The sequence below is a fragment of the Chelativorans xinjiangensis genome (genome assembly GCF_009812055.1).
GTDB classification, from domain to species: domain Bacteria; phylum Pseudomonadota; class Alphaproteobacteria; order Rhizobiales; family Rhizobiaceae; genus Chelativorans; species Chelativorans xinjiangense.
Window position 1 is genome coordinate 223,457 of the sequence record NZ_WQNH01000001.1, and the last position, 24,273, is coordinate 247,729.

22 protein-coding genes are annotated in these 24,273 nt (G+C 64.2%); 9 read left to right on the plus strand and 13 right to left on the minus strand.

Annotated elements, in window-relative coordinates:
• The first annotated feature begins 11 nt into the window (after nt 1–11).
• A complete protein-coding gene (locus GM910_RS01005) occupies nt 12–821 on the plus strand; it encodes an ion channel (RefSeq protein WP_159585612.1) in 810 nt (269 codons plus the stop codon).
• A gap of 18 nt (nt 822–839) precedes the next feature.
• Here the strand turns inward: GM910_RS01005 and GM910_RS01010 are convergent, their stop codons facing one another.
• The gene (locus tag GM910_RS01010; protein ID WP_159585613.1) at nt 840–1,670 is read right to left on the minus strand and encodes an alpha/beta hydrolase; all 831 of its coding nucleotides are present in this window, start codon (nt 1,668–1,670) and stop codon (nt 840–842) included.
• A gap of 241 nt (nt 1,671–1,911) precedes the next feature.
• Between GM910_RS01010 and GM910_RS01015 the strand changes: the two genes are divergently transcribed.
• The 7 genes from GM910_RS01015 to GM910_RS01045 all read left to right on the plus strand — a co-directional run bounded on the left by GM910_RS01015 (nt 1,912) and on the right by GM910_RS01045 (nt 8,991).
• On the plus strand, nt 1,912–3,537 hold the full coding sequence (locus tag GM910_RS01015; RefSeq protein WP_159585614.1) for an AMP-binding protein: 1,626 nt from the start codon (nt 1,912–1,914) through the stop codon (nt 3,535–3,537).
• Entirely contained in the window at nt 3,534–4,370 is an 837-nt protein-coding gene (kynA, locus tag GM910_RS01020) for a tryptophan 2,3-dioxygenase (RefSeq protein ID WP_159585615.1), read from the plus strand. Before GM910_RS01015 ends, kynA begins: the two co-directional genes overlap by 4 nt.
• A gap of 44 nt (nt 4,371–4,414) precedes the next feature.
• Nucleotides 4,415–5,554: an ABC transporter substrate-binding protein gene (locus tag GM910_RS01025; RefSeq protein ID WP_159585616.1), complete on the plus strand. Its 1,140-nt coding sequence runs from the start codon at nt 4,415–4,417 to the stop codon at nt 5,552–5,554.
• Between the two features lie 111 nt (nt 5,555–5,665).
• Entirely contained in the window at nt 5,666–6,586 is a 921-nt protein-coding gene (locus tag GM910_RS01030) for a branched-chain amino acid ABC transporter permease (RefSeq protein WP_159585617.1), read from the plus strand.
• Complete coding sequence (locus tag GM910_RS01035; protein WP_159585618.1) at nt 6,583–7,566, plus strand: branched-chain amino acid ABC transporter permease; 984 nt, start codon at nt 6,583–6,585, stop codon at nt 7,564–7,566. Before GM910_RS01030 ends, GM910_RS01035 begins: the two co-directional genes overlap by 4 nt.
• Entirely contained in the window at nt 7,559–8,308 is a 750-nt protein-coding gene (locus GM910_RS01040; protein WP_159585619.1) for an ABC transporter ATP-binding protein, read from the plus strand. The genes GM910_RS01035 and GM910_RS01040 overlap by 8 nt, the downstream gene beginning before the upstream one ends.
• Nucleotides 8,305–8,991 (plus strand): ABC transporter ATP-binding protein, encoded by a 687-nt coding sequence (locus GM910_RS01045; protein ID WP_159585620.1) that lies wholly within the window; start codon nt 8,305–8,307, stop codon nt 8,989–8,991. The genes GM910_RS01040 and GM910_RS01045 overlap by 4 nt, the downstream gene beginning before the upstream one ends.
• Before the next feature lie 9 nt (nt 8,992–9,000).
• Here GM910_RS01045 and kynU read toward each other — a convergent pair whose 3' ends face one another.
• Genes kynU through GM910_RS01085 form a run of 8 tightly spaced genes read right to left on the minus strand, consistent with a single transcriptional unit; the run spans nt 9,001 to nt 18,166 of the window.
• Complete coding sequence (kynU, locus tag GM910_RS01050) at nt 9,001–10,248, minus strand: kynureninase (RefSeq protein WP_159585621.1); 1,248 nt, start codon at nt 10,246–10,248, stop codon at nt 9,001–9,003.
• The gene (locus GM910_RS01055; protein WP_246225797.1) at nt 10,245–12,230 is read right to left on the minus strand and encodes a 3-hydroxyacyl-CoA dehydrogenase NAD-binding domain-containing protein; all 1,986 of its coding nucleotides are present in this window, start codon (nt 12,228–12,230) and stop codon (nt 10,245–10,247) included. The genes kynU and GM910_RS01055 overlap by 4 nt, the downstream gene beginning before the upstream one ends.
• Nucleotides 12,231–12,237: 7 nt before the next feature.
• Nucleotides 12,238–12,633: a RidA family protein gene (locus GM910_RS01060; protein WP_159585622.1), complete on the minus strand. Its 396-nt coding sequence runs from the start codon at nt 12,631–12,633 to the stop codon at nt 12,238–12,240.
• Nucleotides 12,634–12,677: 44 nt separating this feature from the next.
• On the minus strand, nt 12,678–13,826 hold the full coding sequence (locus GM910_RS01065) for an acyl-CoA dehydrogenase family protein (RefSeq protein WP_159585623.1): 1,149 nt from the start codon (nt 13,824–13,826) through the stop codon (nt 12,678–12,680).
• Complete coding sequence (locus tag GM910_RS01070; RefSeq protein ID WP_159585768.1) at nt 13,826–14,629, minus strand: enoyl-CoA hydratase family protein; 804 nt, start codon at nt 14,627–14,629, stop codon at nt 13,826–13,828. The genes GM910_RS01065 and GM910_RS01070 overlap by 1 nt, the downstream gene beginning before the upstream one ends.
• A gap of 11 nt (nt 14,630–14,640) precedes the next feature.
• Nucleotides 14,641–15,117, minus strand: coding sequence for a MarR family winged helix-turn-helix transcriptional regulator (locus GM910_RS01075; protein ID WP_159585624.1), 477 nt, complete (start codon nt 15,115–15,117; stop codon nt 14,641–14,643).
• Complete coding sequence (locus tag GM910_RS01080; protein ID WP_159585625.1) at nt 15,111–15,875, minus strand: SDR family NAD(P)-dependent oxidoreductase; 765 nt, start codon at nt 15,873–15,875, stop codon at nt 15,111–15,113. Before GM910_RS01080 ends, GM910_RS01075 begins: the two co-directional genes overlap by 7 nt.
• Complete coding sequence (locus GM910_RS01085; protein WP_159585626.1) at nt 15,875–18,166, minus strand: bifunctional salicylyl-CoA 5-hydroxylase/oxidoreductase; 2,292 nt, start codon at nt 18,164–18,166, stop codon at nt 15,875–15,877. The genes GM910_RS01080 and GM910_RS01085 overlap by 1 nt, the downstream gene beginning before the upstream one ends.
• Nucleotides 18,167–18,372: 206 nt before the next feature.
• Here GM910_RS01085 and GM910_RS01090 point away from each other — a divergent pair, with 206 nt between their 5' ends.
• Nucleotides 18,373–18,972 (plus strand): YdeI/OmpD-associated family protein, encoded by a 600-nt coding sequence (locus tag GM910_RS01090; RefSeq protein WP_159585627.1) that lies wholly within the window; start codon nt 18,373–18,375, stop codon nt 18,970–18,972.
• Nucleotides 18,973–19,049: 77 nt separating this feature from the next.
• Here GM910_RS01090 and GM910_RS01095 read toward each other — a convergent pair whose 3' ends face one another.
• Genes GM910_RS01095 through GM910_RS01110 form a run of 4 tightly spaced genes read right to left on the minus strand, consistent with a single transcriptional unit; the run spans nt 19,050 to nt 24,263 of the window.
• Nucleotides 19,050–20,597 (minus strand): sulfatase family protein, encoded by a 1,548-nt coding sequence (locus GM910_RS01095; RefSeq protein WP_159585628.1) that lies wholly within the window; start codon nt 20,595–20,597, stop codon nt 19,050–19,052.
• Between the two features lie 30 nt (nt 20,598–20,627).
• Nucleotides 20,628–21,521: an SUMF1/EgtB/PvdO family nonheme iron enzyme gene (locus tag GM910_RS01100; RefSeq protein ID WP_246225798.1), complete on the minus strand. Its 894-nt coding sequence runs from the start codon at nt 21,519–21,521 to the stop codon at nt 20,628–20,630.
• Nucleotides 21,522–21,576: 55 nt separating this feature from the next.
• Entirely contained in the window at nt 21,577–23,130 is a 1,554-nt protein-coding gene (locus GM910_RS01105) for a sulfatase family protein (RefSeq protein ID WP_159585630.1), read from the minus strand.
• Between the two features lie 23 nt (nt 23,131–23,153).
• Nucleotides 23,154–24,263 carry an ABC transporter ATP-binding protein gene (locus GM910_RS01110; RefSeq protein WP_159585631.1) on the minus strand — a complete coding sequence of 370 codons (1,110 nt, stop codon included), beginning with the start codon at nt 24,261–24,263 and terminating at the stop codon, nt 23,154–23,156.
• Between the last annotated feature and the right edge of the window lie 10 nt (nt 24,264–24,273).

The following is a 24,273-nucleotide window of genomic DNA, read 5'->3' on the forward strand; positions in this document are numbered from 1 at the left end:
GGCAATGGACGATGGGTATCTCCTCAGAAACCGGCGGCACGGAACGGGAAGCAAATGCGCTAGACCGCCTGCGGCAACGCTTGCGCATTCTTTACCATGGTCATTCACAAAGTGCGTTGCGGTTCCAACTCGCTGTCATGGTCGTCGATCTTCTGATCATAGCATTCTTCGTCGTGAGCCCGGTGCTGCGCGGGCGGCCATCCTTTCTCTGGATCGACTATTCGATCGCGGCTCTGCTCGCTGCGGATATCTCGGCTCGCGCCCTTGCCGCGAATGACATTCCGCGCTGGCTGCGGCAGCCCACAAGTCTCGTCGATCTTTTCATCCTGGTAACGTTGCTCGCGCCGCTCTGGCTGGCCAATCTTGGATTCCTGCGCGTCCTGCGGCTATGGTCGCTCTCGCGCAGCGGCTTTCTATGGCGCCCACTTACGCGGCGGGGTTACGGGCCCTGGCGCGAGATCATCCATTCGGCTCTCAATCTGGTCACCTTCCTGTTCGTGGTGACCGGCTTCATCTACACGTTCTTCTTCAGGGAAGGCTCAGGCCTCGCCGGCTATGTCGATGCCCTCTACTTTACGGTCGCGAGCATAACCACCACGGGCTACGGTGACATCCTCCTGCCGGGCACGTGGGGCAAGCTGACCTCGGTCGCTATCATGATCGCCGGCATCTCGCTTTTCATCCGTCTGGCCCAGGCGATCTTTCGGCCCTACAAAGTCCGGTATCCATGCCCGCAATGCGGGCTGCAGCGCCACGACCCCGATGCGGTCCACTGCAAGGCTTGCGGCTATCCACTGAAGATTCCCGATCCCGGCGATTGAGAAAGAGCGGGCGTGGCCCTATTCCGCGAGGAGACACCGAACGAGGGGGTGGCGCGGATCCGTGAGACCATCGACGACGGTGAAATGGTGGCGGTCTGGCTCCACCACTGCCGAGGTGATCGCGCCGAGGCCCGCCCATATGTTTGCAAGCAGCTCGTTCTGGCGCAGGAACTCGGCGCGCTCGCTCCCGCCCGCCCAGCAGGTGATGCGCGCGCCTTCCATCGGGCGCAGCAGTGCCGGACTTTCGGCCACTGCCTCGGCTTCGTCGATAAGGAGTTCCTGGTTCATGGTCGTGCGCATAAGCGGGCGCAGGTCGTGCACCCCGGAAATCGAGACGATGCGGCGGACGCGTTCCCAGATTTGAGAGGCGAGCGGCGTGGTGGCTGAGGCCATCCTGCTGGCGAGATGGCCGCCGGCCGAATGGCCTGTCAGCATCAGCGGGCCCTCGACCATGGCCGCCGCCGCTTCGATTGCCGCGGCGACCTCCTCCACGATACCGCCGATGCGGACCTCCGGGCAGAGCCTGTAGGAAGGGATCGCGACGGCATAGCCGTTTTCAACGGCGCCTGCGGCAAGATGCGACCAGTAGCTCTTGTCGAACCGCAGCCAATAGCCTCCGTGGACATAGACGACGAGGCCCTTGGGCCTTCCAGTGGGAAGGAAGAGATCAAGCCGATTGCGCGGCTTCTCGCCATAGGCGAGATCGAGCTTTGCACGGCCTGCGGCGACAAGGCTCTCGCGAAAGCTTCGCGCCGGCTCCACCCACGCCTCCGGCCAGCGGTCGCCGCCCGGGATGTTCGGGCCGTTGGCGTAAGCATCGTCCCAGTCGGTTATCAAGCGCTCGAACATGATGCTCCTCCTTGTTCCCGCATAGAAGCAGGAGGGCAGGAGGCAAAGTCAACCTTCCGGCTAGAAATTTTAGGCTTGAAGTAAATTGCGGCCGGTGCCATCCTTGATAGGCTTCAACGAGGATGGGAGACCGCAGTGCCCTTTGCCGTTTCCGCGCCAGTGAAGTGCCGTCTGCGAGCGCATCTAGCGGGATGCCGGCAAGTCGGTCTCACTGTCTCCGCACCATGAGGGAGGCCACCTGATGCTCGGGCCGACGGCGCATACGGACACCTTCACACGCGACAATCTTCCACCGGAGGAGGAGTGGCCGGAATTCCTGCTCGAGGGTTTCGAGTATCCCGAATATCTCAATGCCGCCGTCGAACTGACTGACCGCATGGTGGAGAAAGGTTTCGGGGACCGCACGGCGTTGATCGGCAACGGCCGCCGTCGCACCTATAAGGAGCTTTCCGACTGGACGAACCGGCTCGCCCATGCGCTGGTCGAGAATTACGGTATCAAGCCCGGCAACCGGATTCTCATCCGCTCCGCGAACAACCCGGCCATGGTGGCCTGCTGGCTGGCCGCCACCAAGGCGGGCGCGGTCGTCGTCAACACCATGCCGATGCTGCGCGCAAGCGAACTGGCCAAGATCATCGACAAGGCGGAGATCGTCCTCGCACTTTGCGACACCCGGCTGATGGACGAGCTCGTCGCCTGCGCCAAGGACAGCCGGTTCCTCAAACAGGTGGTTGGCTTCGACGGTACGGCGAACCACGACGCGGAATTCGACCGCATCGCGCTCGACAAGTCCGTTGTCTTTGAGGCCGTGAAAACCGGCCGTGATGACGTCGCCCTCCTCGGTTTCACCTCCGGCACCACGGGCGTGCCGAAGGCGACCATGCATTTCCACCGCGACCTGCTGGTCATCGCCGACGGCTACGCGAAAGAGATCCTGCGGGTAACGCCTGACGATATCTTCGTCGGCTCCCCTCCCCTCGCCTTCACTTTCGGCCTTGGCGGGCTTGCCATCTTCCCGCTGCGTTTCGGCGCGGCCGCCACTCTCCTGGAGCAGGCGACGCCCGCCAATATGATCGATATCATTGAGACCTATCACGCGACCATCTCCTTTACCGCGCCCACCGCCTACCGCGCCATGCTGAAGGCGATGGACGAAGGCGCGGATCTCTCCTCGCTCCGGGCGGCGGTTTCGGCGGGGGAAACGTTGCCGGGACCCGTCTTCGAGGAATGGATGAGGAAGACCGGCAAGCCGATCCTCGACGGCATCGGCGCCACTGAAATGCTGCACATCTTCATCTCCAACCGGTTCGAGGACCTGAAGCCCGGCTCGACCGGTCGCCCGGTCGGTGGCTACGAGGCGCGCATCGTCGGCGAGGCCATGAACGAGCTTCCACGCGGCACGCCCGGCAGGCTGGCGGTGCGTGGGCCGACCGGCTGCCGTTACCTCGCCGACGCGCGGCAGCGGGACTATGTGCGCGACGGCTGGAATATTACGGGCGACACGTTTCTGGAGGACGAGGAAGGCTTCTTCCACTTCGTCGCGCGTTCCGACGACATGATCGTCAGCGCCGGCTACAACATCGCCGGTCCCGAGGTGGAGGCGGCGTTGCTGTCCCATGCCGATGTCGCCGAGTGCGCGGTGATCGGTGCGCCCGATGCCGAGCGCGGACAGATCGTGGAGGCCCATGTCGTTTTGGTTCAGGGCATTGCGCGCGACAACGTGTGCGTGAAGCGCTTGCAAGACCACGTGAAGGCCACCATCGCGCCCTATAAATACCCGCGCTCGGTAAGGTTCGTCGACGCCCTGCCCAAGACACAGACGGGCAAGATCCAGCGGTTCCGGCTGAGGACGGAGAAGACGCCTTGAGCAAACCATACGACCCCTCCGAAGAAGGAGCCGAGACGTCCTTCCGGGACCGCATGTCCTACAGCGACTATCTGCACCTGGAGCGGGTGCTCGATGCGCAGGAGCCGCTCTCTACCGCCCATGACGAGATGCTGTTCATCATCCAGCATCAGACCTCCGAACTGTGGATGAAGCTGGCACTGCACGAGCTGGGCTCGGCCATGCGGAGGATCCGCGCCGACCAGCTCGAGCCTTCCTTCAAGATGCTGACGCGGGTGGCCCGCATCTTCGAACAGCTCAACAGTGCCTGGGATGTGCTGAGGACGATGACGCCCAGCGAGTACACCGAGTTCCGCGATGCGCTCGGCCAGTCCTCGGGCTTTCAGTCCTGGCAATACCGCGCCATCGAGTTCATGGCCGGGAACCGCAACCCGGCGATGCTGCGCCCCCATACGCACGAGCCTGAACGCATCGCGAAACTGGAGGCGATCCTGGCGGAGCCTTCGCTTTACGACGAAGCGATCCTGCTTCTTTCGCGCAACGGCTTCGACGTCGGCGCGGATGCGGAGCGGATTGACTGGCGCGAGGCGCGGGCCGAAAGCGAAGAGGTGCTGGAGGCCTGGCGGACCATCTACCGCGATCCCCTGCGCTATTGGCAACTCTACGAACTTGCCGAAAAGCTGGTCGACTTCGAGGATTATTTCCGCCGCTGGCGCTTTAATCATGTGACGACCGTGGAGCGCATTATCGGCATGAAACGGGGCACCGGCGGCACGTCCGGCGTTTCCTATCTCAAGAAGATGCTGGAGGTTGAACTGTTTCCCGAACTCTGGAAAGTTCGCACCAGCCTCTGAACCACCAGGGGAAAATAAGATGAAGAATGTTGGAGGGGAATAAAATGAAGAACGTTCTTGCAACCGGCCTCATCGGGCTGTCGCTGCTCGTATCGGGCCATGCCTATGCCGAGCCGGTGAAGATCGGTGTCATCACCACGCTTTCGGGCGGCGGCGCCGGGCTCGGCATCGACATGCGCGATGCCTTCACGCTGGCCATCAAGCAATCCGGCAACAAGGACATCGAACTCGTCATCGAGGACGATGCGCAGAAACCCGAGCTTGCCGTTCAGATTGCCGAAAAGATGATCCAGAGCGACAAGGTCGACCTCATGACCGGCATCATCTGGTCGAACCTGGCCATGGCCGTGGTGCCCAATGCGGTCGCGCAGGATGTTATCTATCTCTCGCCCAATGCCGGCCCTTCGGCGCTCGCAGGCGCCAACTGCCACCCGAACTATTTCAACGTCGCCTATCAGAACGACAATTTCCACGAGGCGATGGGGCAATACGCCAACCAGGACTACAAGAACACCTTCATCCTCGCCCCCAACTATCCGGCGGGCAAGGACTCGCTTACCGGCTTCAAGCGTTTCTACAAAGGCGAACTCGCCGGCGAGGTCTACACGCAGGTCGGGCAGACCGATTATGCGGCCGAGATCGCGCAGATCCGCGCCTCGGGCGCCGACTCCGTCTTTTTCTTCCTGCCGGGCGGCATGGGCATAGCCTTCATGAAGCAATATGCCCAGTCCGGCGTCGACATTCCGGTGATGGGACCCGGCTTCTCCTTCAGTCAGGATGTTCTGCCTGCCGTCGGCGATGCCGCACTGGGCGTGAAGAACTCGGCCACGTGGGCGAAAGACCTGGACAACGAGGCCAGCAGGGAATTCGTGGAAGCCTTCCAGAGCGAGTACAACCGCCTGCCCTCGATCTATGCGGCGCAGAGCTGGGACACGGCGAACCTGATCCTTTCGGCGCTCTCCAAGGCGAGCGTGCAGGACAAGGAGGCGTTCCGGGCGGCACTGAAGGAAGCGGATTTCGATTCGGTTCGCGGGGAGTTCAAATTCAATACCAACAACCACCCTGTGCAGAACGTCTATATCCGCGAGGTGGTGAAGGAAGACGACGTGCTCACCAACACGATCGTCGGCACCGCCTTCGAGGACCACAAGGACGCCTACGCCGAACAGTGCAACATGCAGTAGACGGCACAGTTGCCTTCATGCCGCGCCGTCGTGAGTGACGGCGCGGCCACTCCGCCAGCTTGACGCTGAGGAAACAGCGATGCGTCAAATCGCAGATCCGGATCGCCCTCCTTGTCCACCGCACTCCTGATCGAGCAACTGCTGAACGGACTCCAGCTCGGGGTCATGCTGTTCCTGATGGCAGCGGGGCTGACGCTCATCTTTGGCGTCATGGGCCTGATCAACCTCGCCCACGGATCGTTCTACATGGCCGGCGCCTTCGCTTGCGCGACCGTCGCTGCCGCCACCGGCTCCTTCTGGATTGGGCTGATTGCGAGTTTGATCACTGCTGCCGCCGCCGGCGCGATCGTCGAGATGGCCGTCATCCGACGGCTTTACGAACGCGACCATCTCGACCAGGTGCTTGCCACCTTCGCGCTGATCCTGATTTTCTCGGAAGGCACGCGCTGGCTGTTCGGCTCCTTTCCGCTCTATCTCGATATCCCTCCCCTGCTCCAGGGCGCGGTCCCGCTGCCGGGAGGCGGGCAATACCAGCTCTACCGGCTCGCCATCATCGGCGTTGGCATCGTCGTGGCGATCGGGCTCTACCTGCTCATCTCCCGTACGCGGCTCGGCATGCGCATCCGCGCCGGCGAATCCGACCGCGAGATGATCGCCGCACTCGGCGTCGACATCTCGACGCTCTACACGGTCGTCTTTGCGCTGGGTGCGGCACTTGCCGGGCTTGCGGGGGCGCTGGTCGGCGCGCTGCAATCGGTGCAGGTCGGTATGGGCGAGCCGGTGCTGATCCTCGCGTTCGTGGTCATCGTCATCGGGGGCATCGGCTCCATCAAGGGCGCGCTGTTCGGCGCCGTCCTCGTTGGCGTGGTCGATACGATGGGGAGGTTCCTCCTGCCACAGGCACTCATGCTGGTGCTTCCCCCCTCGCAGACCGCACTCATCAGCGGTGCACTGGCGTCCATGTTGATCTACATCGTCATGGCGCTCATCCTTGCCTTCCGGCCAACCGGCCTCTTCGCCGCACAGCCATGAGACAGATCGTAACGCGCGAAGCCATCACCAACGCGGGCCTTGCCCTCCTGCTCCTGGTGGTGCCGCTTGCGGCTTCCGTCATGGATGAACCCTTCTACGTAACGCTCGCCACGCGCATCACCGTTCTGGCGCTCGCGGCAGTCGGGCTCAACATCGCTCTCGGGCTCGGTGGTCTGGTCTCTTTCGGCCACGCGGCCTTTTTCGGCCTCGGCGGATACGCCGCCGGCATTCTTGCCACCCATGCCTTCAACGCTCAGCCGCTTTTCCTCGGCATTCAAGCCACCACCTCCATGCCGGCGATCTGGCTGGTGGCCGTCGTCGCCTGCGGTCTCGTGGCGCTTCCTGTCGGTGCGATAAGTCTGCGTACCTCCGGCGTGTACTTCATCATGATCACGCTCGCTTTCGCGCAGATGATCTACTACTTCGCCATTTCCTGGCCCGCCTATGGCGGCCAGGACGGGCTGTCGATCTATGTCCGGAACACCTTTCCGGGCGCCAACACGGCGCAGCCGCTCCCTTTCTTCCTGATTTGCTACGGGCTGCTTCTTTTGGGGCTTGCGCTCTTTTGGGCGCTCGGCGGCTCGCGCTTCGGCGCCGCGCTTCACACGGCACGGCAGAACGCAACCCGGCTTGCGGCCGTCGGCATCGCGCCCTTCAAGATCCGGCTCACGGCCTTTGCCATCTCGGCAATGGTCACCGGGCTAGCCGGCGCGCTTTTTGCCGACCTCAACCGGTTTGCAAGCCCGTCCATGCTCTCCTGGCATATGTCGGGCGAGTTGATCGTGCTCATCATCCTTGGCGGCAAGGGCCGGCTGTTCGGCCCGGTGGCGGGAGCGATGCTCTATGTGCTCTTCGAATACGCTCTCGGCGGCATCACCGAGCGCTGGCAACTCTTCCTCGGCCTTATCCTTCTCGGTGTCGTGCTCTTCGCGCGTGGCGGGCTCATGGGCCTCGTTGCGGGAAAGGAGCGATATGGCTGAGCCGGTCCTCGAAATCCGCGATCTGAGGAAGAGCTTCGGTGCGCTGAAGGCAACCGACGGCGTGAGCCTTCATCTCGTTTCCGGCGAGATCCACGCCCTTATCGGCCCCAACGGTGCCGGCAAGAGCACGCTCATCCACCAGATCTCCGGCTCGCTGACGCCGGACAGCGGGACGATCCACTTCCTCGGGCAGGACATGGCAGGCCTCGACATGGCAGCGCGGGCGCAGCTGGGGCTGGCGCGCAGCTTCCAGACCTCCTCGCTGGCGCAGGAATTTTCCGCGCTGCGCAATGTGATGCTCGCGGTGCAGGCAAGGCAGGGGTCGAGCCTGCGCTTCTTCCGCCCGGTGATGCGCGACAGGAGCCTTGCGGAACCGGCCATGGCCATGCTGGAGCGCGTCGGCCTTGCGGATCGTGCGCATGTGCCCGCGGAGGAGCTGTCGCATGGCGAGCGCCGGCAGCTTGAGATCGCCATTGCGCTGGCGCTCGGACCGAAGGCGTTCCTGCTGGACGAGCCGATGGCCGGCATGGGACCGGAGGGCTCGAAGAACCTGACGGGATTCCTCGACGCTTTGCGCCGGGAAGCGCCAATCCTTCTGGTCGAACACGACATGGATGCGGTGTTCGCGCTCGCCGACCGCGTTTCCGTGCTCGTCTATGGCCGCATCATCGCCACGGGCAAGGTAGACGAGATCCGCAATGATCCCGAAGTCCGCCGGGCCTATCTCGGAGAACCGGCGTGAGCCTGATCGAGCTTAAAGGGGTGGAAAGCTTTTACGGTGCCTCGCAGGCACTGTTCGGTGTAGGCCTCGATGTGCAGGAGGGCGAGGTAGTGGCTCTGATGGGCCGCAACGGCATGGGCAAGACGACGACGATCGGGTCGATCTTCGGTCTCGTGCGCCTGCGCTCGGGCTCCATCCGCTTCGCGGGACGGGAAATCGCCGGCCAGCGACCACACCGCATCGCGCAGCTGGGGCTTGGGCTGGTTCCGGAGGGCCGCCGCTGCTTCCCCAACCTCACAGTCTCGGAAAACCTCGTTGCGGCAGCGCGCGCCGGCGAATGGACCTTCAAAAAGGTGGTGGAGCTCTTTCCCCGCCTGGCTGAACGGCGCGACCAATACGCCAACACGCTGTCGGGCGGCGAGCAGCAGATGCTGGCGATCGGCCGCGCCTTGATGACCAACCCGCGCCTCCTGATCCTCGACGAGGCGACGGAGGGCCTCGCGCCCGTGATCCGCCGCGACATCTGGGCGGCGATCGCCAAGCTCAAGGCCGGCGGCCAGTCGATCCTCGTGGTCGACAAGACGCTCGCCGAACTCCTGCCCGTTGCCGACCGCTGCTTCGTCCTGGAGAAGGGCGCGACGGTGTTCGAAGGTCCGCCCGAGGCACTTACGCCAGAGCTTCAGGACCGTTATTTGGGGGTGTGAGAGCCCACCTCACGTTACCGCTGCACGGGCGGCGAAGCGTTCATCCTTCCAGGCCTGCGTCCGCAGCACCTCCTCAAGCGCCTCGACCGCGCGCCAGACATCCAGATAACGCAGATAGAGCGGCGTGAAGCCGAAACGCATTGTGGCGGGCGCGCGGAAATCGCCGATCACGCCACGTGCGATCAGCGCCTGCACGATTTCATAAGCGTGGTTATGGGCGAAGGAGACCTGGCTGCCACGCTTTGCGCCCTCACGCGGGCTTTCGAGCACGAGGCCGAAAGATCCGCACCTAGTCTCGGCGAGCCGGATGAAGAGGTCCGTGAGTGCGAGACTCTTCTCCCGCACCAACGCCATATCGACGGCATCCCAGACGTCGAACGCCGCTTTCAGCGCCCGCAACGAGAGGATAGGCTGCGTGCCGCATTGGAATTTGCGGATGCCCGTATCCGCGTCGAAGCGCGGTTCGAAAGCGAAGGGTCGCGCGTGACCCCACCAGCCGCTGAGTGGCTGACGCGCCTCGGCCTGATGGCGCTTGGCGACATAGATGAAGGCTGGCGAGCCGGGGCCTCCGTTCAGGTACTTGTAGGTGCAGCCGACGGCGAAATCGACATTCGCGCCATCGAGGTCGACAGCCAGTGCGCCCGCCGAATGGCAGAGATCCCAGACGACCAGAGCGCCGGCTTCATGTGCTCTGCGTGTCAGCGCCGCCATATCGCGCAGTTCGCCGGACTTGTAGTTCACGTGGTTGACGAGGACGACGGCGACGCGGTCGTCTATCAATTCCTCGATCGTCGGCGCATCGACACCTTCGAGGAGCAACCGCGTGCCCGGCCGGGTGGAGACGACGCCTTCCGCCATATAAAGATCGGTCGGGAAACTGCCCCCTTCAGCGACGATGACCGAGCGGCCAGGCCGCAGGCCCATGGCTGCATGGAGCGCCTTATAGATGTTGATCGAGGTCGTGTCGCCGACAACGGTTTGCCCGGGCGCTGCACCAGTCAGCCGGCCGATGCGGTCGCCGAGCTCGATCGGCAGCTCGAACCAGCCGGCGCTGTTCCAGCTGCCGATCAAGCCTTCGCCCCACTCCTCTCTCGCGGCCTTTTCCAGTTCGCCGAAGACGGAGGGCGATGCCGGCCCGAGAGAGTTGCCGTCGAGATAGACGACGCCGTCGGGCAGGCTGAACCGGTCGCGCATCGAGCGCAGGGGATCTGCCTCGTCCATGGCTTCGATGGCGGCGAGATCCGGAAGCTGGTTCATGGGCGCAATCCTTCCTTCGCCACATACATCGGCCCGCCCCTATGTGCGGGAAAGCCGTAGCCGTTGATGATGACGAGATCGATATCGCTCGCCCTTTCGGCAATGCCTTCGGCCAAAAGGGCATCGCCTTCCGCAGCCATGGCCGCAAGCAGGCGTGATACGATCTCGCCGGAAGAAACCTGCCGTGGAGCGATGCCCTTGGCCTTCCGGCACGCCTCGATCACGGCGGTTACCTCCGGATCGACGGTACGCTTTCCATCCGGATAGGCGTACCAGCCGCGGCCCGTCTTCTGGCCGAAACGGCCCATCTCGCAGAGCCGGTCTGCGATCTCGACATAGCGCTGCGAAGGGTCGCGGGTGGCCGCCTGGCGCTTGCGCCGGGCCCAGGCGATCTCGAGGCCTGCCAGATCGAAGACGGCAAACGGGCCCATGGCGAAACCGTAGTCCTCCATCGCCGCGTCGATCTCCTGTGGCCAAGCGCCGTCCTCGACCAGGAACTCGGCCTCACGCCGATAGGCGGAGAAGATGCGGTTGCCGATGAAACCTTCGCAGACGCCGCACACGATGGGCAGTTTGCCGAGCCGGCGCGCGACGGCGATTCCAGTCGCCAGCACCTCCGGGTTCGTCTTGGCGCAGCGCACGACCTCGACCAGCCGCATCACTTGCGCGGGCGAGAAGAAATGGAGGCCGCAGATGCGCTCCGGCCGCGATGTCGCCGCCGCGATGGCGTCGGGATCGAGATAGCTTGTGTTGGTGGCGAGAATGGCGTCCGGCCGGACGATCTTGTCCAGCTTCTCGAAAAGCTTCGTCTTGACATCCAGGTCGTCGAAGACCGCTTCGACCACGAGATCGGCAGCGGCAAGGGCTTCCAGATCGCTGCCGACAGAAAGGCGCTGAAGGCGCTCGGCCCGGCCCGCCGCATCGATGCGCCCTGACTTTATTGCCCGATCCAAGAGCCCGGCGATCCGATCGAAGCCTTTCTCCGCCGCCTCCGCATTCTGCTCGACAACGATGACGCGATAACCCGCATTGAGCGCGGAGACGGCGATGCCGGAGCCCATTAGCCCGCTCCCAACCACGCCGATGGTTTGCACCATCCGCGGCTCGACGCCTTCGAGGCCGGGCACTTTCGCTGCCGCGCGCTCGGCGAAGAAGACATGGCGCAATGCTTTCGCCTGGTCGGAATCGCGCAACCGCAGAAACGTCGCGCGTTCATCGGCGAGCCCCTCCGCAAGGGAACGTTCGCCGGCACGTCTCACAAGGCGCACCGCTTCGGCCGGCGCCGCCCTTCCACGCGCGCGTGATAGAGCCTTGTCGGCCGCTTCATCAATCACTTGCGGGTCTTCCGCCGGCAAGGCCAATTCGCCCGTCCGGCGCAACGGTTGAGATGCGAGATCCCGTGCGGCGGCGACCGCGCCAGCGGCGGGATTGCCTGCCACCACCTGGTCTATGATGCCAAGGGAGAGGGCCTCGCCGGCAGCCACGCTGCGCCCGGCGGCAATCAGTTCCACCGCCTTGGCGACGCCGACGAGGCGGGGGAGGCGCTGGGTGCCGCCCGCCCCTGGCACAATGCCGAGTTTCACTTCGGGTAGGCCGAGGGTCGCTGTATCGCTGGCGATACGGCGATGGCAGGCAAGCGCGATTTCGAGACCGCTGCCAAGGGCGGGGCCGTTGATGGCTGCCACGACAGGCTTACTGCACTTCTCGATCGCGTCGACAACCTCCGGCAGGATAGGCTCGGTTCCCGGCTGGCCGAACTCCTTGATGTCGGCACCGCCGACAAAGGTCTTGCCTGCGCCGGTGACGACCACCGCGCGGGCGGCATCCTCAGTGCCGGCATGGCGGATCGCCGCCAGGAGGCCGGAACGCATGTCCGCCGAGGCGGCGTTGACCGGCGGATTGTCGATGGTGACGACCAGAACGCCGTTCTCCAGCCTTGCCGAAACAGTCTCGGAGAAACGGATCGGTGTCACCTCGCCCATGGAAACCTTACTCCGGTACGACGGCCGTCGCCTGGATCTCCACCTTGGCGCGATCTTCCATCAGCGCGACCACCTGAACGACGGCCATGGCGGGATAGTACCAGCCCATCACCTCGCGGTAGACAACGCCGATCTCCTTGAGATTAGTGAGATATTCGGCTTTGTCGGTAAGATACCAGGTCATGGAGGTGATATGCTCTGGCCGCGCGTCAGCCTCCGCGAGCACGGCTGCCACGTTGAGGAGCGTCTGCCGTACCTGCGCGACAAGGTCGTCGCTCTCGAACGTGCACTTCTCGTTCCAACCGATCTGACCGCTGACGAAAACGAGCCTGCCGCGGGCGGCGATGCCGTTTGCATAACCTTTGGGTCTTGCCCATCCCTGGGGTTGCAGAACGCTATGCATGAAACTCCTCAATTTGCGAAACCATCAAGAATACACGAGTGGCGCTATACCGCGCCCAACACCTGCCTGGCGATCACCACCTTCTGGACGTCGGATGCGCCCTCGTAGATGCGCAACGCCCGGATCTCGCGATAGAGGCTTTCCACGATGTGTCCGCGGCGGACGCCATCGCCGCCGTGAAGCTGGACGGCACGGTCGATCACACCTTGAGCGCGGTCCGTGGCGAAGAGTTTCGCCATGGCCGCCTCGCGGGTGACACGGGCAGCACCCATGTCCTTCGTCCAGGCGGCGCGGTAGACGAGAAGTGCCGCAGCGTCGACGTCCAGCGCCATATCCGCCAGGTGCCCCTGCACCATTTGCAACTCGGCCATTGGCGCGCCGAAGAGCTTCCGCTCGGCCGCCCGCTTCACGCTCTCATCGAGTGCACGGCGGGCGAAGCCGAGAGCGGCCGCACCCACCGTCGAGCGGAACACGTCGAGCACCGACATGGCAATGCGGAAGCCCTCGCCCGGCTTGCCGATCATCGCGGAGGCTGGAACACGCGCGCCCTCGAAGGAAAGGCGGGCAATGGGATGCGGCGCAATCACCTCCAGCCGCTCGGCGATTTTCAGCCCCTGCGTATCGGCGGGCACCAGGAACGTGGAAATGCCCTTGGCGCCCGGCGCCTCGCCGGTGCGTGCGAAGACAACGTAGAGATCGGCGATGCCGCCATTGGAGATCCAGGTCTTCTCGCCGGTAAGAACGTAGGAACCGCCGTCGCGTGTCGCGCTCATGTCCATGTTCGCCACATCGGAGCCCGAACGTGGCTCGGAAAGGGCGAAGGCGGAGATCGCCTCGCCGGCACGGGTCTTGCCGAGCCAGCGTTGCTGCTCCGGCGTCCCGAAGAAGCTGATGGCGCCGGTGCCGAGCCCTTGCATGGCGAATGCGAAGTCGGCGAGCCCGTCATGGCGAGCCAGGGTCTCACGGGTGATGCAGAGCGTGCGCACGTCGAGGGGCGCGGGATCGGCGGGATCGACCGCGGTCGGCTTCAGCCAACCGTCGCGCCCGAGCATCCGCACCAGCTCGTGGCATGCGGCGTCCACATCCGCGTGGTCAACTGGCAAGTTCGCCGCGCACCAGGCTTCAAGCCGCTCCGCGTATTGGCGGTGACGGTCCTCGAAGAAGGGCCAGGTGAGGAAGCTTTTGTCCGCCATCAATCGCCCTCGAACACCGGCTTTTGCTTGGCGACGAAGGCGCGGTAGGCGCGTTCGAAGTCGCGGGTCTGCATGCAGATCGCCTGCGCCTGCGCTTCGGCTTCGATCGCCTGGTCGAGGCTCATCGACCATTCCTGATTGAGCTGCGTCTTGGTGATGCCGTGCGCGAAGGTCGGGCCGGAGACGATGCGCGCGGCCAGATCGAGGGCTTCCGCCTCCAATTTGTCGGCGGAGACGAGCCGGTTGTAAAAGCCCCAGCGCTCACCCTCCTCCGCGCTCATCGTTCGGCCGGTATAGAGAAGTTCCGCCGCCCGCCCCTGGCCGATGATGCGTGGCAGGATCGCACAAGCGCCCATGTCGCAACCGGCAAGGCCAACGCGGGTGAAAAGGAAGGCTGACTTGGCCTCGGGCGTTGCGAGGCGGATGTCGGAGGCCATGGCGAGGATGGCGCCGGCCCCCACCGCGACGCCGTCCACCGCGGCGATGATCGGCTTGCCGCAATTGAGCATCGCCTTAACGAGATCGCCCGTCATGCGGGTGAAGGCCAGGAGTTCCTTCATCTCCATGCCGATCAGCGGGCCGATGATGTCGTGCACGTCGCCGCCGGAGCAGAAATTTCCGCCGTTCGGCAGAAGCACAACGGCATCGACATCCTCGGCATAGACGAGGTTGCGGAAAGTGTCGCGCAGCTCCGCGTAGGAAGCGAAGGTGAGCGGGTTCTTCCGCTCCGGCCGATCGAGTCTCACGACCGCGACCCGGCCCTCCATCCGCCAGAGGAAGTGCTTGGGCTCAAGGCCCGCCATCTCGATTGGGGTCAATGCTCGCCCTCCCAGTTGCTGCGGAATGCGTGGAGCATTTCGGAAAGGTGGTGCACCTCGGCTGTGTCTACGCCACCGAGGAGCTCGGCGATCCAGCGTTCATGGGCGGCCGCCATCTTCTCGAAGGCTTCCACGCCTGCCGGCGTCAGGCGCACCACGGAGGTGCGCTTGTCCCCGTCGCGCTTGGCGCGTGCCACGTAGCCGTCGGCCACCAGTCGATCGACGATGCCCGTGACGTTGCCGTTGGAGACCAGCAGGAAGCGCGAAAGGTCGCTCATCAGCATGCCTTCGCGCTCACGGTGGAGCGCCGACATCACGTCGAAGCGTGGGAGAGTGGTATCGAAGCCGCGTTTGAGCCGTTCGCGCAACTCCCCTTCAACGATGCGCGTGGTGCGCAGCATCCTGATCCAGAGGCGCAGGCGCTCCTTGTCGCCCGACCGCGCATCGATTACCGACAGCGGCGCGCTCACCATGTCTCACCCCCCGAAACCGATATGGCCTGGCCGGTGATGGAGGCCGCTCCCGGGCTGCAGAGCCAGAGCACCGCCGAGGCCACCTCCTCCGGCTGAATGAACCTGCCCTGCGGATTGGCCGCCATCAAGCTCGCGCGCGCCTCCTCCTCCGTGCGTCCCGTCTTCTGCGCAATGCGGGCGACGGATCTGATCAACATCTCCGTCTCAACGAAACTCGGGCAGACGGCGTTCACCGTGATCTCCGTCTTGGCAAACTCCACCGCGAGCGCGCGCATGAGGCCGACCACCCCGTGCTTGGAGGCAACGTAGGGCGCGACATAACCATAGCCTTTGAGACCCGCGACTGAGGCGACGAAGATGATGCGTCCCTTCTTCCGCGTGGCCATTCCCTCAAGCGCCGGTTGGACGGTGAGGAAGGCGCCGGTGAGGTTGATGTCGAGCGTCCTCCTCCAATCTTCAAGCGTCGTCTTCGCGGCAGGCGCGCTGGACGCGATGCCGGCATTGGCGATGACGATGTCGATCGGACCGCGCGCGGCCTCGGCACCCCGGTAGAGCCGGTCCATCGAGGACTGGTCGGTCACATCGCCGATTGTCGCATGGATATGCGGGCGCTCGCCGGCAACAGCCTGCAGCGGCTCGATACGCCGGCCGCAGATGGTGACCCGTGCGCCGGCATCGGCCAGCGCCAGTGCGATCGCCTTTCCGACGCCCGAGCCGCCGCCGGTCACCAGCGCGTGCGTTCCGACGACCGCGGCCATCACACCTTCCCCGGCATGATATCCCGCCGTTCCGCGAGCCGGTAGGCCTGCTCGCGGCCGCGCAGGTAGGGATCAGGCCATCTGACGTGGCGATCGCCGAGCGCAACGGCGGAATGCAGCGTCCAATAGGGATCCGCAAGGTGCGGCCGCGCAAGGCACACGAGGTCGGCACGGCCCGCCATCAGGATCGAATTCACATGGTCCGGCTCGTAAATGTTGCCGACCGCCATGGTGGCCATGCCGGTCTCGTTGCGGATGCGGTCCGAGAACGGGGTCTGGAACATGCGGCCATAGACGGGCTCTGCCCGAAGCGAAGTCTGACCAGCCGAGACGTCGCAGATGTCGACACCCGCCGCCTGCAGCATGCGGGCGATCTCCACGGCGTCCTCCGGACGGATGCCTTCTTCGCCCACCCAGTCATTCGCCGAGATGCGCACGGAGATCGGCTTTTCATCCGGCCACACCGCGCGCACCGCGTGGAACACCTCCAGCGGGTAGCGCATGCGGTTTTCCAGGCTGCCGCCATATTCGTCAGTGCGCCGGTTGGTGAGCGGCGTTATGAACGCCGACAGGAGATAGCCGTGCGCCATGTGAAGCTCCAGCATGTCGAAGCCGGCACGGGCGGCCATCTCGGCCGCGGCAACGAAGGCCTCGCGCACCTCGTCCATGTCTTGGCACGTCATCTCCTTTGGGGTCTGATGGAGGTCGCTCCAGGGGACCGTCGAGGGCGCCAGCAGCGGCCAATTGCCGGAAACGAGCGGCGCTTCGGAATCCTCCCACGGGACCTGGGTCGATCCCTTCGGGCCGGAATGGCCGATCTGGGCGCAGATCTTTGCCTCGGTCTCACGATGGACGAAATCGACGATCCTCTTCCAGGCAATTTCGTGCTCGTGCTTGTAGAAGCCGGGGCAACCTGGCGTTATCCGCCCTTCGGGCGTCACGCAGGTCATTTCGATATAGACGAGCCCCGCCCCGCCCTTGGCGCGCTCGGCATAGTGGACGAAATGCCAGTCGGTCGGGCAGCCGTCGACCGCCTTGTACTGGGCCATGGGCGAGACCACGATGCGGTTGACGAGCCGCATGTCGCGCAGCCGGAAGGGCGCGAACATTGGCGGGCGGGCGCCATTTACATTGCTGCCTGCCCGGTGCTGGAACCAGGCCTCGGCGCTTCCCAGCCATTCCGGGTCACGCAGGCGCAGGTTTTCGTGGCTGATGCGCTGCGACCGGGTGAGGAGTGAATAGTTGAACTGAACCGGATCGAGGTGGAGGTAGCGCTCCACGTCCTCGAACCATTCGAGCGAGTTGCGCGCCGCCGACTGCAGCCTCAGCACTTCCGTGCGGCGGGCATCCTCGTATTTCACGAAGGCAGCCTCAAGCGTCGGCTCTAAGTGGAGATAGTCCGCCATGGCCACCGCACTTTCGAGTGCAAGCTTTGTGCCCGAGCCGATGGAGAAATGCGCGCTCGCCGCCGCATCGCCCATGAGCGCCAGGTTCCTGTGCGACCAGCGCGCGCAGAGCACACGGGGGAAACTGATCCAGGCAGAGCCGCGGATGTGGCTGGCGTTGGACATGAGCTCGTGGCCATCGAGATGTGCGGCGAAGATCCTCTCGCAGGTGGCGATGGACTCTTCCTTCGACATCTCGCCGAAGCCGAATTTTTCCCACGTCTTCTGCGAGCACTCGACGATGAACGTGGCCGTGTCGTTATCGAACTGGTAGGCGTGCGCCCAAACCCAGCCGTGTTCCGTCTCTTCGAAGATGAAGGTGAAGGCGTCGTCGAATTTCTGGTGTGTGCCGAGCCAGACGAACTTGCACCTGCGGACGTCGATGTCAGGCTGGAAAACATCGGCGAAGACCGTACGCGACTTGGAGTTCAGGCCGTCGGCAGCGATGACGACGTCATGGCTTTCCATGAAGGGGCGTGGATCGTCGATCTCCGCCTGAAAACGCAGATCGACACCAAGCTCGCGCGCCCGCTCCTGCAGGAGAACGAGCAGCATCTTGCGGCCGATGCCGCAGAAGCCGTGGCCGGTCGAGACCGTCCGCGTGCCGCGGTAGAGGACGGCGATATCGTCCCAATAGGCGAAGTGCTCGCGGATCGCGGCGGCACTCACGGGATCGTTGGCCGTGAGGTTGGTGAGCGTCTCGTCCGACAGCACGACGCCCCAACCGAAGGTGTCGTCCGGGCGATTGCGCTCATAGACGGTGACCTCGTGGCCGGCCTCCCGCAGCTTCATCGAGATCGCAAAGTAAAGGCCGGCCGGACCGCCTCCCAGAACCGCAACCTTCATCCCACATCCTCACTCTCGGCGAAAGCCTGAGGCAGGATCGCACCTGAGGTGAGATATTTCAAGCCTAAAGTATCAGAGCTAGAAAGTGTTGGCAAAGCCAGTGTACCGCCGTATGGGAGGAACGTTCGATGAGGAGGTGCAGAGTGTGCTTGCAGTGCTGCGGGCCTTCGCCTCTTGGCTTTCAACCCTCCTCGGAGTGCTGACTGATGGCGCCAATCAACGTTAATCCCGATAAGGTCCGCGAGTTCGAGGATTCGGAGAGTTTTTATCGGTGGCTCGGCACGCATCACAACAAGGAAGATGAGGTCTGGATCAAGATTCACAAGGTCGGTTCGGGGCTCAGGTCGATCACGCCCAAAGAAGCCATCGACGTGGTGCTCTGCTGGGGCTGGATCGACGGGGTACGCAAGGGGTTCGACGACAGGAGTTATCTGCAACGCTATACGCCGCGGCGAGGCAGGAGCATATGGAGCCAGATCAATGTCGACAATGTCGCCCGGCTGATCGAGGAGGGCCGGATGACCGAGCACGGACTCAAGCAGGTCGATGCGGCGAAGGCCGACGGCCGCTGGGGCCGCGCTTATGCAAGCGGCAAGGACATGAGGATACCCGATGACCTCCAGTCGGCGATCGATGCCGACCCAAAGGCCCGGGAAACGCTAGAGAAACTGAACGCGCAGAACCGCTACGCGCTGGCCTTTCGCACCCAGCATATGAAGACCGAGGCAGGCCGGAAGAAGAAGATAGAGGCCTTCGTCGACATGCTGGCGCGCGGCGAAACGATTTACCCGCAGCACAAGAAATGAGCCATGGAGAGATCTTTCCGCCGGCCCATCCGTCACGCGCAGTTTTCCGATACCCAATCGTGGGATAATCGATCATCTCATTCGTCATTCAACGCGCTGGCACGACTGTCGGTGCCGGGCTCGAGCCCGAGCCACGCATAGCTTTCGGCCGGAGCGTCATGGGCCGCCATGTAGGCACGGAGGCCCGCATAGAGCCGCGCCTCGACCGCGGGATCACGGATCGGCGTCGTCTGGCCGGGATCCGTGTCAAGGTCGTAGAGCCGGAAGCCCTGGTCCTCGAACGAGCCGCCGAGATTGGGCGGCCTTGCGGCCTCTCGGGTAGCGGCAATCTTCAAAAGCGGCATTTTCTGCGTGAAGTCGAAAGGTGGGCTCAGTTCAGCGGTACGGAGCTCGCCCGCGGTGAAGGGACCCACCATGTGCTGCGGCATGAGCGTATACTCATGGAGGCCCTCGCCTAGCACGTCCCGCGGATAATGAAACATCACGTATCGTCCGTCCGTGACGCCTACAGGACCGGCGAAAAGGCCGAAGGCGACGATGCGGTCTGTTTCAGCCTCCGGCGTCGGCATGTGCGAGAGCAGCGACCGGCCGGTGACCTCGACGGGGGCGTCGCATCCGAAGATGTCGAGGATTGTCGGCATGATGTCGGGGGTCTGGGTCAGGGCGTTGCCCCGCCGGCCACCGGCGCCTGCATGGTCCGGATGATAGACCATGAGGGGGACGTGGACGACCTCCTCGTAGTAGGGCATCCGGCTCTTGCCCCACCAGCCATGCTCGCTAAGCAGGAACCCGTGGTCGGTGGAGAGCACGATGGCGGTGTCCTTCCACATGTCATGCTCGTCCATATAATCCAGCAGGTGGCCGAAGTACTCGTCGCACATCCTGATCAGCGCGGCGTAGTTGGCTCGTATCTCGGAGACTTCCTCCTCCGTCTCCGTCACGCGCTTGTAGTCGGGCCAGTCGAGCACCGCGCCCTCATAGGCACTGTCGCCTTCCCGCCGAAAGCGCGCCGGCGCGTGGAAGGGCTCATGCGGGTCGAAGAGCTCGAGTTGAAGCATCCAGTTGTCGGCGCCGCGGTTGGCGTCGAGGAACTCGAAGACCGAGGCATAGCAGCGCGGCATCGGCAGGTCCGCCTCGCCTTTCTCGTACGCGCGGTTGACCAGATGGCGCAGACGCCGCCTCTTCTTCACCGGGTCGTAGTGACGCCGGTCGTAGGTCTCGGCGAATTTCTCAAGCGGCGGCTCGGACATAGCCTTCCACGGGTCGTATTCCTGCCCACGGATGAAATCCCATGTGTCGTACTGGGTGTGGTAGTCCGAGCCGCCCGGTTCGAAATAATGAAAGTGGTCGGTAACAAGATGCGTGTGTACGCCCTTCCTCCGCAGGCTCTCGCAAAACGACCTGTCGTACGGCTCCATCGGGCCCCAGCTCCGGTGGAAGAAGCCCGCGCGCCCCGTCTGGATGTCCCGTCGCGCGGGAATGCATGGGAGGCTGCCGACATAGTGGCGATCGAAGGTGACCGCCCGTTCGGCGAAGCGGTCGAAATTCGGCGTTCCGATCGTCCCGCCATAGGGGCCGAGCGCCAGGCGGTTGAGGGAATCGAAGAGGACGAAGATCAGCCTCATGGGAGTTCCGTTGGGTCGATAGGGGCTTGGTCAGGCATCGTAGAAGACCCTGAGGCCGGAATTGCTGGCCCCGCTGTCGGCCGGAACGCCCGAGCGGGCGGCGATGCGGTAGCGATAACAATAGCTTCGGTGGCACAGGAAGCTGCCGCCCTTCAGCAGCTTCTGCTTCGTTGCTCGCGCCTCCTCGTTTCTGAGCCGCGCCGCACGGGTCTGCGAGCGCACCATGAAGGGCTCCGACGTCCATTCCCACACATTGCCGGCCATGTCGTGGAGACCGGCCTCGTTCGGGGCGAAGGCGGTGACGGGGGAAGTGCCCAGCCAGCCGTCGGCGCGGGTGTTTTCGTAGGGAAAGCGTCCCTGCCAGATGTTGCAGGGCAGGAAATCCCCCTCATCGGGTTCCCGGTCGCCCCAGGGAAAGCGGGGGTCCTCGAGCCCGCCGCGCGCCGCGTGCTCCCACTCTGCCTCGGTCGGCAGGCGCCCGCCCGCCCAGGCCGCGAATGCCTGCGCATCGGCCCAGGAGATATGTGTGACCGGGTGGTCCGCGCGGTCGCGGACATGGCTGCCGGGCCCCTCCGGGGCGAACCAGGCCGCGCCGTCGCACACGACCCACCAAGGCGTGGCGGATGCCGAAGGCGGGATCGCCTCGGGGTCGGGCAAAAGTCTGCGGAAGACAAGCCCCCAGCCGAATGTCTCGGCCTCGGTCACGTATCCGGTCTCGGCCACGAAAGCGGCAAAGCGCGCATTGGTGACCAGGCAAGCCTCAACCGCAAAGGGACGGACTTTCACCGTGCGCAACAGCCCCTCCCCGTCCTGCGGTATCTCCGGCTGGCGGGTGCCGACATGGCTCGCTCCGCCTGAGAAATGAACGATCTCGGGCCGGCGGGCATCCGCGATCGCAAGCGCCTCCGAAGCGTCCGTCGGCACGGTTGAAGGTGCCGTCGAACCAATCGCCGTACGGGAAGCGCCGCAGCAACTCATCTCAGGCCGCTGCCCTGTCCAGGCGCGCGGCACGTACGGCTGTGCTGTCGTGCTCCGGCACATCGCCGATCTTGGCCATCTTCGCGTCGAGTTTCGCCAGCATCGTCTCGAAGACCTCGTTGTAGGCCGGATCGTCGGCCAGGTTCTTCAGTTCGAAGGGATCCTCCCGGCAATCGAACAGCTCCCATTCCGGCGGCGCGCCGCCCGGCCGGGCGCCCAACTGCCCGAGATCATCATTATACCAATAGATCAGCTTATAACGCTGATCGCGAACGCCGTAATGCGCCCACGCCTCGTGGATCTCGTCGTTGTGCATCCAGTATCGATGATAGGCGACTTGCTCCCAATCGTCAGGCGTATTGCCTTCCAGCACCGGGCGCATCGAGCGGCCCTGCATATAGCTGGGCACCGGCACGCCGGCATAGTCCAGGAAGGTCGGCGCAAAGTCTACATTGCAGGCGATATCCTTGCTCGTCGAGCCGGGCGCGATTTCGGGCGGATAGCGCACGAGGAACGGCATCCGCAGGGATTCCTCGTACATGAACCGCTTGTCGAACCAGCCATGCTCGCCCAGGAAGAAGCCCTGGTCAGAGGTGTAGACAACGATGGTGTTGCCCGCGAGGCCCTTTGCATCGAGCTTGTCGAGGATGCGGCCGACATTCTCGTCGATCGACTGGACGGTGCGAAGATAGCGCTTCATGTAGCGCTGGTATCTGAACTCCGCGAATTTCTGCGGATCGTCGAAAGTGTGGTTTTTTCCTGTCTCCGCGCAGACCACGGTGATCGTCTCGCCGGACTTCAGCTCCGGCACCTTGCGGGCGAACCAGCCGTCGACCATCAGCTCGCCCGCCCGCGAGGCCGGACCTTCAGGCTGCACGAGGCCGAGATCCTCCCAATTCATGTCCGAGCGAATACGCATCCTCGCGGCCGCGGCCGCGGCCGCCCGGTTCGCATAGTCGTCGTTGAATGTCTCCGGCAGCGGCAAATCCTCGTCGGCCCACAGATGGTTGTACTTCGGATGCGGCTGGAAGTTGCGGTGCGGCGCCTTGTGGTGGCACATCAGGAAAAATGGCTCTTCTCCGCAGCGGTCGATGAAGTCGAGCGACATGTCGGTGATGACATCGGTCGCGTAGCCGGGGACGCGCTTGCGCCCCTCCGGGCCGATGAAGGCGGGGTCCCAGTAGTCGCCCTGCCCCGGAACCACGGCCCATTCATCGAAACCTGTCGGTTCATGCGCCTTGCCCTCGCCCAGATGCCATTTGCCGAAGATCGCGGTGCGGTAGCCGGTCTTGCGAAGATGCTTGGCGACGTTGGGCAACCGGTTGTCGATATGCGTGTTGAGCGTCGTCACGCAGTTCACATGGTTGTGGGTGCCGGTCAGGATCGCCGCCCGGCTCGGCGTGCAGATCGAATTGGTCACGTAGGTTGCGTCGTGGCGCATGCCTTCCCTGGCGAGCCGGTCGATGTTCGGCGTGTGGTTCAGCCCCGCCCCGTATGCGGAAATGGCGCGGGCGGCGTGGTCGTCCGACATGATGAAAATGATGTTGGGGCGCATCCTCGTCCTCGTATGTGCGGAAATTATGCGGAGAGCCTTGCTTCTGAAATGGTGTTGCCGGGGGTGACACCGGTCAGCCCGCGGCCGTCGGCATCGAAGAAGTGGGTACGGCCGCCAAGGGCGAAGCTGATCCGCTCGCCGACGCGAACCTTCGCACCCGGCTCGAAGCGCGCCACGATCTCCTGGTCCCAAGAGGTGCGGACATAGACGAACACCGCGTCACCCAGTTGCTCGACCACGGTGACCTCGCCGGTGAACACGCCGTCGCGGTCGACATGCTTGAGCCCGTCCGCCCGCACACCGAGCGTCGCGACGCTGTCGGCCTCGGCGCCCGACAGCGTGAGCCGGCTGCCGTCCGGCAATTCCGCCGCGGGCTGCCCGCCATTGCTTGCAGCGCGGAGCTTGATGAAGTTCATCTTCGGGCTGCCGATGAAGCCCGCGACGAAGAGGTTCGCCGGCCGTTCGTAAAGCTCCATCGGCTCGCCCATCTGCTCCACCCGCCCGTCGCGCAGCACCACGATCCGGTCCGCCAGCGTCATCGCCTCGACCTGGTCGTGCGTGACGTAGATCATGGTCGAACCCTGGAGCTGACCGTGCAGCTTGGCGATCTCGAGCCGGGTCGCCACGCGCAGTTCGGCGTCGAGGTTCGACAGGGGCTCGTCGAACAGGAATACCTGTGGATCGCGGACGATGGCCCGGCCGATGGCGACGCGCTGGCGCTGCCCGCCCGAAAGCTGCCTGGGCTTGCGGTCCAAGAGGGGCTCGATCTGCAGGATGCGCGCCGCCTCGGCCACGCGTTTGGCGATCTCCGCCTTCGGCACGCCGTTCATACGCAGGCCGAAGCCCATGTTCTGCGACACGGTCATGTGCGGATAGAGGGCATAGGTCTGGAAGACCATCGCCGTGCCGCGTTCGGAAGGATCGATATCATTCACCCGGTGGCCGCCGATCTCCACCGAGCCGGCAGTGATATCCTCCAGTCCGGCGATCATGCGCAGAAGGGTGGACTTGCCGCAGCCGGAAGGCCCGACGAATACGCAGAACTCGCCTTCCCTGATCTCGATGTCGACGCCGCGGATCACCTCGACGGCGCCGAACTTCTTGCGGATGTCCGTTAGCTTGACACCGGCCATTTTCTTCTCC

Excerpts from the sequence above, each read along its gene's own strand:
- GM910_RS01065 (WP_159585623.1), bottom strand. The coding sequence starts at position 13,826 with ATGGCGGACAAAAGCTTCCTCACCTGGCCCTTCTTCGAGGACCGTCAC.
- GM910_RS01025 (WP_159585616.1), top strand. The coding sequence starts at position 4,415 with ATGAAGAACGTTCTTGCAACCGGCCTCATCGGGCTGTCGCTGCTCGTA.
- GM910_RS01040 (WP_159585619.1), top strand. The coding sequence starts at position 7,559 with ATGGCTGAGCCGGTCCTCGAAATCCGCGATCTGAGGAAGAGCTTCGGT.
- kynU (WP_159585621.1), bottom strand. The coding sequence starts at position 10,248 with ATGAACCAGCTTCCGGATCTCGCCGCCATCGAAGCCATGGACGAGGCA.
- GM910_RS01080 (WP_159585625.1), bottom strand. The coding sequence starts at position 15,875 with ATGGCCGCGGTCGTCGGAACGCACGCGCTGGTGACCGGCGGCGGCTCG.
- GM910_RS01090 (WP_159585627.1), top strand. The coding sequence starts at position 18,373 with ATGGCGCCAATCAACGTTAATCCCGATAAGGTCCGCGAGTTCGAGGAT.
- GM910_RS01010 (WP_159585613.1), bottom strand. The coding sequence starts at position 1,670 with ATGTTCGAGCGCTTGATAACCGACTGGGACGATGCTTACGCCAACGGC.
- GM910_RS01015 (WP_159585614.1), top strand. The coding sequence starts at position 1,912 with ATGCTCGGGCCGACGGCGCATACGGACACCTTCACACGCGACAATCTT.
- GM910_RS01075 (WP_159585624.1), bottom strand. The coding sequence starts at position 15,117 with ATGGTGAGCGCGCCGCTGTCGGTAATCGATGCGCGGTCGGGCGACAAG.
- GM910_RS01055 (WP_246225797.1), bottom strand. The coding sequence starts at position 12,230 with ATGGGCGAGGTGACACCGATCCGTTTCTCCGAGACTGTTTCGGCAAGG.
- GM910_RS01035 (WP_159585618.1), top strand. The coding sequence starts at position 6,583 with ATGAGACAGATCGTAACGCGCGAAGCCATCACCAACGCGGGCCTTGCC.
- GM910_RS01110 (WP_159585631.1), bottom strand. The coding sequence starts at position 24,263 with ATGGCCGGTGTCAAGCTAACGGACATCCGCAAGAAGTTCGGCGCCGTC.
- GM910_RS01005 (WP_159585612.1), top strand. The coding sequence starts at position 12 with ATGGGTATCTCCTCAGAAACCGGCGGCACGGAACGGGAAGCAAATGCG.
- GM910_RS01060 (WP_159585622.1), bottom strand. The coding sequence starts at position 12,633 with ATGCATAGCGTTCTGCAACCCCAGGGATGGGCAAGACCCAAAGGTTAT.
- GM910_RS01105 (WP_159585630.1), bottom strand. The coding sequence starts at position 23,130 with ATGCGCCCCAACATCATTTTCATCATGTCGGACGACCACGCCGCCCGC.
- GM910_RS01070 (WP_159585768.1), bottom strand. The coding sequence starts at position 14,629 with ATGGCGGGCCTTGAGCCCAAGCACTTCCTCTGGCGGATGGAGGGCCGG.
- GM910_RS01085 (WP_159585626.1), bottom strand. The coding sequence starts at position 18,166 with ATGAAGGTTGCGGTTCTGGGAGGCGGTCCGGCCGGCCTTTACTTTGCG.
- GM910_RS01095 (WP_159585628.1), bottom strand. The coding sequence starts at position 20,597 with ATGAGGCTGATCTTCGTCCTCTTCGATTCCCTCAACCGCCTGGCGCTC.